Below are 10,984 nucleotides of genomic sequence, written 5' to 3' on the forward strand. Positions count from 1 at the left end.
TACTCAAAGACTTTTAGCTTGAAAAGATCTCAATGCCCTAGGTGTTGGGGTCTTTTTATTTGTGGAAAGAAAAAATGACCAATCTTCCAAGTATCAAACAGCTACAGTATTTATTAGCTGTTCATCAACATCAGCACTTTGGCAGAGCTGCCAGTGCCTGTTTTATAGGGCAATCTACTTTAAGCAGTGCTATTCAAAATCTTGAAGAAACGTTGGGTTGCCAGCTTATTGAACGCGAAAATCGCAGCCTTATGTTTACCAGTATTGGTGAAGAAGTTGTTGAGCGCTCTCGTAAAATAATTAACGATACAATTAGTTTAAAAGAACTCACTAAAAGCTTTTTAACACCACTGAGTGGTAAATTAACAGTGGGTGTTATACCTACAATTGCTAGCTTTATAGCGGCTCCTCTGTATCACTTTTGTAAAGAAACCTTTTGTGATTTAGAGTTGGTATTAATAGAAGATACGAGTGATAAGCTACTGGATAAACTTGAGCATGGGCATATTGATTTAGCGCTACTTGCACTGCCATACGAAACCGATAAATTTCATACACAAGTATTGGCAAAAGATCAGTTTAGTTTAGTGCACCATAAGGACTACAGCGCTGCAAAGGGCGTAGTCGACTTTAATCTATTACCAGAGGCTAGCGTATTCTTACTCGAGCGTGAGCACTGTATGACAGGCCATGCGCTTAGTGCATGTCATTTAAACCGTGCTAGTTGTATTAACCCATTTGAAGCAGCAAGCTTGCATACATTATTGAGTATGGTTGAGCATCAGCTCGGGGTGACTTTTTTACCACAAATGGCGATTAACGCCGGAATTTTAGATAATAAAAATATGGTGGCAACACCATCACAAAGCGATGCATATAGAGATATTGGCATATTGTGGCGTAAAACTACGGGGCGGATCCGCGACTTTAAGTTATTTAGTCAACAGCTTGAGATATTTTTAAAGCGCCAATGTAGTTTAGATTTTTCTAAATAAGAATAGGAAATGAATGAAAGCAGCCTATAAAGGCTGCTTTTGATTTTGAAGATGGCTTTCAAAAGGCTCAAGTTCGGGTAAAAATAGTAAATAAATCCATACCACCAAGTTAAAGTAAGGCACGCAACCTAATACAGTAAAAACCTTAACTGGGTAGCCTTTAATATTTGCGTAACGATAGCACTGATACGCGATTGCAAAATGTATAATCAGTAATAACATAACTAGCTGTGTCATACCTTTCTCCTTAAAAGCTTAAATAGCTTTGAAACCCACTATAAATATCAGTACTACGCCGCCAAAAGGTAATGTCATGTTTTTAAAGTGAAATACGTTAAAATGCACGACATTTTTATTTGATACTGAAAGTATAGGCAAGAAAGGTAATATTGGTAGTAACAAATTGTTTAATTTTGTTTATTTTGGGCTAGCTTGTTGTTGGTAAAACGTTTTATTTTTTGAAATTTTTTCAAGTTCATCTTTTACTTTTTCAACAGGTATTGGGCGTGCAATAAAGTAGCCTTGTCCATAATCAACACCTATCTCTTTTAGTGCAAAAAATATCTCTTCGTTTTCAACGTACTCAGCTACAGAGCGCTTATCGAGAGACCGACTAATATCATTTATTGCTTTTACTAACGCTAAGTCTATAGGGTCATTAAGCATGTCGCTTACAAATGAGCCATCAATTTTTACATGCTGTGCTGGAAGCTGCTTTAAATAGTTAAATGTACTAAAGCCAGTTCCAAAATCGTCAATAGAAAAATGACAGCCTAAGCTATTAAGCTTCTCAATCATTTTACGAGTCGCTTTTAAGTTGTTAATACTTGCTGATTCAGTTATTTCAAAAATTATCCGCGAAGGGGGCACGTTATACTTTTCAAGGTTTGATTCAATTAATGGCAATAAGCGTTCATCTAAGAATGATTGTGCTGACAAATTAATAGCAACTTGGTTTAACTCTGGGTGCTTAGATACACAAGCAACGGCATTACGTATAACGCATTGATCCATCAAAAATGTGTCGTTAAGCATCTCTAAAGAGGGAATAAATTGATTTGGGTACACAAGTTTACCTTTGAGTTTTAAGCGTAAGAGCGCTTCAAAATAAGCAACTTTACACTCTTTAAAATCCCAAATAGGTTGGTAATGCAGTTCAATATTATCTTGCTGCAGTGCTTGTCGAATTTCGTGACCCCATTCAAGCCCAGTTTGAAGCGTATTGTTTTGAGCGTCCTCTTTTGAGTAGCAATGTACTAAGTTACGCCCTAAATTTTTGGCAATATACAAAGCAATATCGGCTTGTTTTAAACATTCATTAGGATCATTGTTTTGTATCGTAATTTGAGTTAAACCGATAGAGCAGCTAATTGTGTATATCTGATCTTCTGATTTAAAAGCATGTTTTTCTATTGCGCTGCACACACCTTCAGCAATAAGGTGTGCATCCAGTAAATTCATATCGGTAAGTATGACTGCAAACTCATCGCCGCCTATTCGGCACACCAAATGGTCTTCGCCAATATTTGCTTTAAATAATTGCGCGACTTCTTTTAATACTATGTCACCTTGGTGGTGACCTTTGCTGTCGTTTATTATTTTAAAGTGATCGAGGTCAATATAAATAACAGCATGCTCTATGCCATCATACGTGTATTTATCTTGGCATATTTTATTAAGCTGTTGATCAAAGTAATAACGGTTATGTAAACCAGTTAATGGGTCATGGTGTGCTAAATGACGTAGTTGGATCTCTGCTTGTTTACGTTCGTGTATGTTGTCGATAGTGGCGGTTATGGTCGCGTTATTACGACTATTTTTGATTAGCTGTAATCTGCATTCGACCCAAATTAAATTGCCATTTTTATGGGTGAGCTTTACTTCTATTTGTTGCTGTTGTTCGCCACCATGTAAAATGTCATTAATAGTATAATTTAGTCTTCCTTTATCTTCGTTATTACAATAAGCGCTTAGTGGGGTTTGTAGTGATGATTTAACACCAAAACCGCTTAATGTCTCCCATGCAGGGTTAATAAAACGAATATGCCCTTGCTGATCAAGCTCTAAAACAACCGTATTCAAATGCAATAAAATACGCTGATGAGCCGAAAATAACTCTTTGTAACGCACTTCGCTCACGCTTAGCTGCTCTACTTTGTAAGCAAACTCAGCATAACTCACCATAAAATCTTCACGTCGTGCGGCGTGGTCACACACTTTATTTAAAAATGAAGGGTCGTATGGGGCTCTAATAAAATCGGTAACACCAGACAGCAAAAGCTGCTCAGCGTAATCAGCATCATCACTTTCTATAATCGTAACAATAGCTTGTTTAGAATTGTGCTGTAGGATTTCTTCAACGAGTACACTTGAGCTCTCTGCACTTGATGTAGTGGCATCGAGTAGCACAATTGAAAACTGCTGTTGGTTGTAAGCGTTTAGTGCTGCTTTGGCTGAGGTAACGTGAGTAATAGCAAAGTTTAACTTTAACTGTTCACTTATTTTGTCGGCCGTATTTTGAAGTGGCTCTAATAATAATAAGTTTAGCCGGCTACTTTTTTCTAAGTGAGTAGATAAAACATTCGCAAGTACTTGAGGGAGCATGTCTTTATGTTCAAACGGCAGTACAGCATCTATCCCGTAGCTTCGGGCTGTTGTTTCTGCAATACGCTCACAGTAAATTGGCGGAATAAGTAAAATTGGGGTGTTTTTTGGTGTTTTTAATAATCCTGAGCGGATCATCCTCGAAAAGCGCCAGCCGTCAATTTTTCCAACATTAATGCCCGTTATTATAATATCAACAGGGTGTTGTTTTAAAAGCTTTAAAGCTTGTTGGCTATCTTGCGCATCAATAAAGGTAAATACATTTAAGCTATCTAAAGTGCCTTTAATCGCGCGACGTTCAGCACTACTTGCGTTTAATATTAGCAATTTAAGCTGGTTTGGCACGTGTTGAACACCCCTAATGTAACTTATAATAATTCAGCCGAACAAGAATAGTGACATTTAACCATAAGAACAAGAAAATTTAATGAGAAACACGCAAACAAGACATTATAAGTTTGGCTGATTTCTTGAGCTTAATACCCGATACATATACACTTGGCGCGATTTTAAATGATGTGGATTACTAATTATGCGCGTGGCTGACTTTAGCTTTGACTTACCTGATGAATTAATAGCTCGTTTTCCTAAAGCGGACAGAACTAGCAGCCGTTTACTTACTTTAGATGGCCCAAGCGGAACTCTAGAACATAAAGTGTTTAGCGACATACTTGATTTAGTAAACGAAGGCGATTTGTTAGTCTTTAACAATACACGCGTAATTCCAGCACGTATGTTTGGTCAAAAAGCCTCTGGCGGCAAAGTTGAGGTGCTTGTAGAGCGAGTGCTAGATGAACATCGCGTACTTGCGCACGTACGCGCGAGCAAGTCGCTTAAGGTTGGTAACGAAGTTATTCTAGAGGGCAAAGCCAAGGCAATAATGGTTGCACGCCACGATACATTATTTGAGCTTGAGTTTGATCATAGCCAAAACGTGCTAGATATACTTAATGATATTGGTCATATGCCACTGCCTCCTTATATTGACCGACCTGATACCGAAGCTGATCGCGAACGTTACCAAACTGTTTATGGAGAAAAGCCAGGTGCAGTTGCTGCGCCAACAGCGGGCTTACATTTTGACGATAAGTTAATGACGGCACTAAAAGATAAAGGTGTAAACATGGCTTTTGTTACTTTGCACGTTGGCGCCGGTACTTTTCAGCCAGTACGAGTGGATAGTGTTGATGAGCATGTAATGCATTCCGAGTACATTGAAGTACCCGATGATGTAGTTGCTGCCGTTGCACAAACCAAAGCAAGTGGCGGGCGCGTAATTGCGGTTGGCACAACATCAGTACGCTCATTAGAGTCGGCAGCTAAAGTTCACGGCGGCAAATTAGATACGTATTTTGGTGATACCGATATATTTATTTTTCCGGGTTACCAATTTAATGTTGTTGATGCCATGGTCACTAATTTTCACTTACCAGAATCAACGCTTATAATGCTAGTCAGCGCTTTTAGCGGACAAGACAATATTATGGGTGCATACAATACGGCAATTGAACAAAAATACCGATTTTTTAGTTACGGTGATGCGATGTTTTTAACACGTAAGTAACCATTTATTATTTAATACTCAGTAAAAAACACTAAAAACCCCAGCAACGAAGCTGGGGTTTTTGTTTAGCATAATAAGCAAAACTGAATTTATCGCAGCTAATAGTATTAATGAGGCAAAAAGGGTAGAATCGAGCGGTTAAATTATAGCTTGTTGGACTGTTTTTCTGACATTGAGGATGATATGAAATTTGAATTAGATTGTACTGACGGAAAAGCGCGCCGCGGCCGCTTAATTTTTGACCGTGGTGTAATAGAAACACCTGCATTTATGCCTGTTGGTACTTACGGTACTGTAAAAGGTATGACGCCAGATGAAGTAAAAGCCACTGGTGCGCAAATATGTTTAGGTAATACCTTTCATTTAATGCTTCGTCCAGGTACTGAAATCATTAAGCAACATGGTGATTTACACGACTTTATGAATTGGGATTTCCCAATTTTAACTGACTCAGGCGGCTTTCAAGTCTTTAGCTTAGGCGCAATGCGTAAAATCACTGAAGAAGGCGTGTTATTCCAATCTCCAGTAAATGGTGATGAAATTATGATGTCGCCTGAAAAGTCGATGGAAGTACAGCGCGACTTAGGCTCAGACATCGTTATGATTTTTGACGAGTGTACGCCATATCCAGCAACTGAAAAAGAAGCTAAAGATTCTATGGAGTTATCTCTTCGTTGGGCTAAGCGCTCAAAAGAAGGGCATGGCGACAATCCATCTGCTTTGTTTGGTATTATTCAAGGTGGTATGTACCCAGAATTACGTGCACAATCGCAAGCAGGCTTAGAAGAAATTGGCTTTGATGGCTATGCATTAGGTGGTCTATCAGTAGGCGAGCCTAAAAACGAAATGATGAATATTCTTGATCATTGTGCGTTTAAAATGCCAGAAGACAAACCTCGCTACCTTATGGGTGTAGGCAAGCCAGAGGATTTAGTTGAGTCTGTTCGCCGTGGTATTGATATGTTTGACTGTGTTATGCCAACACGTAATGCGCGTAACGGCCATTTATTCATTACCACGGGTGTAGTAAAAATACGTAACGCAGTACATAAAACAGACACAGGGCCACTTGACCCTGAGTGTGATTGTCATACGTGTGGAAACTATTCACGAGCTTATTTGCATCACCTTGATAAATGTAACGAAATTTTAGGTGCGCGACTAAACACAATTCATAACTTACGTTACTATCAACGTGTTATGGAAGGTTTACGTAATGCAATTAGCGAAGGTAAATTAGAAGAATTTGTACAAGATTTTTATGCTCGCCGAGGCCAAGACGTGCCAGAGCTAGTAGATATAAAAAATTAAACTTTAAAATTAAAGAGGAAGTATCATGAGTTTATTTATTTCAAATGCACACGCAGCAGCTGGTCAACCTGCGGCAAGCGGTGGTTGGGAAATGCTAATAATGTTAGCTATTTTCGGTTTGGTTTTTTACTTTTTAATCTACCGCCCGCAAGCTAAGCGCGTTAAAGAGCACAAAAGCTTAATGAGTATGATGGCTAAAGGCGATGAAGTACTTACCCAAGGCGGTTTAGTGGGTAAAATTGTGAAGATTTCTGAAGAGAAAGATTTCATCGTTATCTCTTTAAACGAGCAGGCAGAAGTAACAGTACAAAAATCTGCAGTATCTGCAGTATTGCCAAAAGGCACAATGAAGTCGCTATAAAAATAATAAGGACGACCCCGTGTTAAACAAGTTTCCAGTTTGGAAGTATTTACTTGTTTTAGCTGTGGTAGCCATTGGCCTTTTATATGCCTCTCCAAACTTGTATGGTCGCGATCCGGCTATACAAGTTTCAGGTGCTAAAGGCGCTGATGTCGATCTCAGTGTTGTAGACAAAGTAAACGCAATCCTTGAAAAAAATAATGTAACCGCTAAATCGACAATACTTGAAGATGGGCAAATTTTAGTTCGTTTAAAAAATGTTGAAGAACAGCTTAAAGCGCATGATTTACTGCGTGATTCGCTGAGCGACGATTACATTTCTGCTATTAATATGGCACCTGCTCAACCAGCTTGGTTAAAAGCGGTTGGTGGTAACCCTATGAAGCTAGGTCTTGATTTAAGTGGTGGCGTACATTTCACCATGGAAATCGACATGGCAACAGCGGTTGATAACCAGCTTGAGCAAATGGAACAAGATTTTCGTAGCGACCTGCGCGAAGAAAAACTACGTTACCGTAGTGTTCGCCGCGTAGCAGGCTCCGATCGTATGCGTGTAGAAATGCGTACTGAAGAAGACAAAAATGCAGCAGAGAGCTTCTTAGAAACTCGCTACCCGCTAAATGTCTACATTGATGACAGCAGTAACGATAAAGCATTTTTTGCGACAATGAGTGAGCAAAAACTCAAAGAAATTCGTGACTACGCTATCAAGCAAAATGAAACGATTATTCGTAACCGTATCAACCAAATTGGTGTTGCAGAACCTAACGTACAACGCCAAGGCGCTGAGCGTATTATTGTTCAACTACCTGGTATTCAAGACACAGCACGCGCTAAAGAAATTTTAGGCGCAACAGCAACACTTGAATTTCGTGAAGTAGACGAAAACGCTGATATTAGCGCTGCTGCTCAAGGTCGTATCCCTGCGGGTACTGAAATGATCATGAGCCGCGACGGTTACCCTGTTGTACTTAAAAAGCGTATTATTCTAGAAGGCAGCCATATAACTGGCGCGCAATCTGGCGCTGATGAATACCAACGCCCGCAAGTGAGTATTACGCTAGATAGCAAAGGTGGGGCAAAAATGAATGCCTTTACCAAGCGTGCTATTGGTAAGCGTATGGCAACGGTATTTATTGAGTACAAGCCATCAGGTAAAAAAGATGCAGACGGTAAAGCGCTTCCGCCTATTAAGGTTGAAGAAGTTATTAACGTAGCAACAATTCAAGCACGTCTTGATCGCTCGTTCCGTATTACAGGTATCGATAACCCAGCTGAAGCACATAACTTAAGTTTGCTACTTCGTGCAGGTGCGCTTGTAGCACCAATTCAAATTGTTGAAGAGCGCACTGTAGGTCCAAGTTTAGGTCAAGAAAATATTGAAGCGGGTATGACTGCGGTTGCACTTGGTTTTGCGTTTGTACTTGTGTTTATGCTTGTGTACTACAAAGGCTTTGGTATGGTTGCAAACCTTGCGCTTGCGGCTAACTTAGTACTGATTGTTGGTGTTATGTCTTTAATTCCAGGCGCGACACTTACGCTACCTGGTATTGCAGGTATTGTATTAACCGTAGGTATGGCAGTTGATGCTAACGTACTTATTTTTGAACGTATTCGTGAAGAGCTGGCCGATGGCCGCAGCCCTCAACAAGCGATTCATTTCGGTTACGATAGCGCATTTAGCACTATATTTGATGCTAACATCACCACGTTAATCGCTGCCATTATACTGTTTGCAGTAGGCACAGGTCCGATTGCGGGCTTTGCAGTGACACTTGCGATTGGTATTTTAACTTCAATGTTTACAGCCATTGTTGGTACCCGTGCGGTAATCAACTTATTTGTTGGTGGTAAACGTATTGATAAACTTTCGATTTAAGGAGCTGACATGCAAATTTTAAGTTTGGGTAGTAGAACCCTTCGTTTCATGTCTCTTCGTAAAGTGGCTATGGGTTTTTCGACGTTATTAATTTTAGCGTCGTTTGCATCAGTTTTTGTTAAAGGTCTAAATTTTGGTTTAGATTTTACCGGCGGTACTGCGGTAGAAGTTGGTTTTTCACAGCCAGCAGACCTTAAAAAAGTACGTGCTGCGCTAGCTGATAATGGTTTTGCTGATGCATCAGTACAACTATTTGGTTCAAGCCAAGAGATTTTAGTTCGTTTAGCACCGCGCGGTAGTGATGTTAAAGCTGAAGTAATTGGTAACCAAGTAATCGATGCGCTTAAAAAAGCTGATGACAGCGTAGTTATGCGCCGTATTGAGTTTGTGGGCCCAAGTGTAGGTGAAGACTTAAAAGAGCAGGGTGGCCTTGCCATGTTAACTGCACTTATTTGTATCTTAATCTACGTTGCATTTCGTTTTGAATGGCGCTTTGCTGTGGGTGCGGTAGGTGCACTACTACACGATGTTATTATTACTGTGGGTTTATTTTCGATATTAGGTTTAGAGTTTGATTTAACTATATTAGCGGCAATTCTTGCGGTAATAGGTTATTCACTTAACGATACGATTGTTGTATCTGACCGTATTCGTGAAAACTTCCGTAAAGTGCGCATTGACGATACTGTAGAAATTATTGATATTTCACTTACGCAAACACTTAACCGTACACTTGTAACCTCAATCACGACTATTTTAGTATTGATTGCTTTGTTTGCATGGGGCGGACAAACCATTCATGGCTTTGCAACTGCATTGCTGTTTGGTGTGTTTATTGGTACTTATTCTTCGATTTATGTTGCGAGTTCTGTTGCTATAGCAATGGGCGTAAGCAAAGAAGACTTAATACCAGAAGTAATTGAAAAAGAAGGTGCAGACCTAGACGCAATGCCGTAGTAGAGTCTCATTAAATAAAAACCGCTCCTATGAGCGGTTTTTTTATACCTGCAATTTATTAATTATTCAGGCGTCTAAGTTTTCATTAGCGGATGTAACAGTGCAAGCTTACGAAAACAGTGCTAACTTTGTAGTATGAATTGGTAGGGCCTTTTTACAATAATATACAAATCGCTGCAGGTTAAGGCACAGGCCATTGAAGCTAAAATAAACCAAGCGTTATCGCTAAAGTTATCTATCTATTTATTTATATGCTCAAAGGGGGCTCTGAAGCACTTATCCTTTCAGCCAATAAATAGGTAATTTAAATAAAGTAGGTAATTATTATGTTGCCAATAAAACTTTCTATTAGTGTGTTAAGTCTGTTTATAAGTTTTGCACTTATGGCGCAAGAGCAAATAATTAATGTAGCTCAAAAGCAAGATACCCAAAACGCACGAGAAGAGTACCTCAATGAGTTACTGGTACGTGCACTTGAAAGTGTTAACTACCCCGGTGTTATCCGAATGACCCCTATATCAGATCTGCAAAAGCGTAAGTTAATAAACCTAGGTGATAACGAATTAGATATGTATTGGAGTATGAGCAGTCCAGAGCGAGAGGCGCTTGCCTTAGCTATTAAAATACCGCTGTTTAAAGGTTACATAGGAAAGCGGGCTTTACTCACTAATAAACAAAATGTAGCACGTTTTAAAAACGTAAAAACTCTTGAGCAGCTAGGAGAGTTCTCAGCAGTACAAGGCCATAACTGGCCAGATACAAAAATCATGTCGTATAACGGCTTACATGTAAGGCCGCTTACTAACTACCAAGCCATGTTCACTTTAACAAGCCGTGGGCGAATAGATTACTTTCCTCGCTCGTTTATTGAGGTTAACTCTGAGCTTATTGAAAACAAACAAAGTAATTTAGTAATTGTGCCTAATTTATATATAAGTTATCCAACCGGTATTTATTACTTTGTGACTAAGAGTAAACCTGAATTAGCAAAGGCTGTTGAAGAGGGGTTAATAGTGATGCAAGAAAACGGCGAGTTTGATGCATTATTTAATGAATACTTCGCAAAGGATTTAAATACCCTACCTTATACAAAAGGCAAAACGATAGAGATTAAGCTCGATAACCCTTATTTTTAGACACAAAAAAAGGAGCCTGAGCTCCTAATGCCAGTCAGTTAAGCTGACTGGCATTTTTCTTTTTATGGGGATACTTAGATGGTTTTGGCTTAACCCATCGGGGATATCTTCTATCCTCTCGTCTAGCTGGAAGCTTAAATAAGACCAGTGTATTGAGTAAGTGCTGCCAGTGTATTG

General features: G+C 39.4%; 9 protein-coding genes and 1 pseudogene. 7 read left to right on the forward strand and 3 right to left on the reverse strand.

Annotation, left to right across the window (positions count from 1 at the left end; all coding sequences use genetic code 11):
- Positions 1–74: 74 nt before the first annotated feature.
- Positions 75–995, forward strand: a complete 921-nt coding sequence (locus I6F50_RS15455) for a hydrogen peroxide-inducible genes activator (RefSeq protein ID WP_007586467.1) — start codon at positions 75–77, stop codon at positions 993–995.
- Between the two features lie 24 nt (positions 996–1,019).
- Here I6F50_RS15455 and I6F50_RS15460 read toward each other — a convergent pair whose 3' ends face one another.
- Together I6F50_RS15460 and I6F50_RS15465 are read right to left on the reverse strand one after the other, a co-directional pair.
- The gene (locus tag I6F50_RS15460; protein WP_002957835.1) at positions 1,020–1,232 is read right to left on the reverse strand and encodes a hypothetical protein; all 213 of its coding nucleotides are present in this window, start codon (positions 1,230–1,232) and stop codon (positions 1,020–1,022) included.
- A 180-nt stretch (positions 1,233–1,412) separates the two neighbouring features.
- A complete protein-coding gene (locus I6F50_RS15465) occupies positions 1,413–3,944 on the reverse strand; it encodes an EAL domain-containing protein (RefSeq protein ID WP_197176654.1) in 2,532 nt (843 codons plus the stop codon).
- A 187-nt stretch (positions 3,945–4,131) separates the two neighbouring features.
- Between I6F50_RS15465 and queA the strand changes: the two genes are divergently transcribed.
- The 6 genes from queA (at position 4,132) to I6F50_RS15495 (ending at position 10,807) form a co-directional block, all read left to right on the forward strand.
- Positions 4,132–5,163: a tRNA preQ1(34) S-adenosylmethionine ribosyltransferase-isomerase QueA gene (gene queA / locus I6F50_RS15470; protein ID WP_010554380.1), complete on the forward strand. Its 1,032-nt coding sequence runs from the start codon at positions 4,132–4,134 to the stop codon at positions 5,161–5,163.
- A gap of 183 nt (positions 5,164–5,346) precedes the next feature.
- Complete coding sequence (gene tgt / locus I6F50_RS15475; protein WP_007586471.1) at positions 5,347–6,474, forward strand: tRNA guanosine(34) transglycosylase Tgt; 1,128 nt, start codon at positions 5,347–5,349, stop codon at positions 6,472–6,474.
- A 25-nt stretch (positions 6,475–6,499) separates the two neighbouring features.
- Complete coding sequence (gene yajC / locus I6F50_RS15480; protein WP_007586472.1) at positions 6,500–6,835, forward strand: preprotein translocase subunit YajC; 336 nt, start codon at positions 6,500–6,502, stop codon at positions 6,833–6,835.
- Between the two features lie 19 nt (positions 6,836–6,854).
- Entirely contained in the window at positions 6,855–8,714 is a 1,860-nt protein-coding gene (gene secD / locus I6F50_RS15485; RefSeq protein ID WP_007586473.1) for a protein translocase subunit SecD, read from the forward strand.
- Between the two features lie 9 nt (positions 8,715–8,723).
- A complete protein-coding gene (secF, locus tag I6F50_RS15490) occupies positions 8,724–9,671 on the forward strand; it encodes a protein translocase subunit SecF (protein WP_007586474.1) in 948 nt (315 codons plus the stop codon).
- Between the two features lie 326 nt (positions 9,672–9,997).
- On the forward strand, positions 9,998–10,807 hold the full coding sequence (locus I6F50_RS15495; protein WP_197176656.1) for an ABC transporter substrate-binding protein: 810 nt from the start codon (positions 9,998–10,000) through the stop codon (positions 10,805–10,807).
- A 34-nt stretch (positions 10,808–10,841) separates the two neighbouring features.
- On the opposite strand, the pseudogene I6F50_RS15500 reads toward I6F50_RS15495, so the two are convergent.
- Positions 10,842–10,984, reverse strand: a pseudogene (locus I6F50_RS15500) (IS4 family transposase); the annotation flags it as partial.

It is taken from the genome of Pseudoalteromonas sp. NZS127_1 (assembly GCF_015864295.1).
GTDB lineage: Bacteria > Pseudomonadota > Gammaproteobacteria > Enterobacterales > Alteromonadaceae > Pseudoalteromonas > Pseudoalteromonas arctica.

Excerpts from the sequence above, each read along its gene's own strand:
- I6F50_RS15455 (WP_007586467.1), top strand. The coding sequence starts at position 75 with ATGACCAATCTTCCAAGTATCAAACAGCTACAGTATTTATTAGCTGTT.
- tgt (WP_007586471.1), top strand. The coding sequence starts at position 5,347 with ATGAAATTTGAATTAGATTGTACTGACGGAAAAGCGCGCCGCGGCCGC.
- queA (WP_010554380.1), top strand. The coding sequence starts at position 4,132 with ATGCGCGTGGCTGACTTTAGCTTTGACTTACCTGATGAATTAATAGCT.
- secF (WP_007586474.1), top strand. The coding sequence starts at position 8,724 with ATGCAAATTTTAAGTTTGGGTAGTAGAACCCTTCGTTTCATGTCTCTT.
- I6F50_RS15495 (WP_197176656.1), top strand. The coding sequence starts at position 9,998 with ATGTTGCCAATAAAACTTTCTATTAGTGTGTTAAGTCTGTTTATAAGT.
- I6F50_RS15460 (WP_002957835.1), bottom strand. The coding sequence starts at position 1,232 with ATGACACAGCTAGTTATGTTATTACTGATTATACATTTTGCAATCGCG.
- yajC (WP_007586472.1), top strand. The coding sequence starts at position 6,500 with ATGAGTTTATTTATTTCAAATGCACACGCAGCAGCTGGTCAACCTGCG.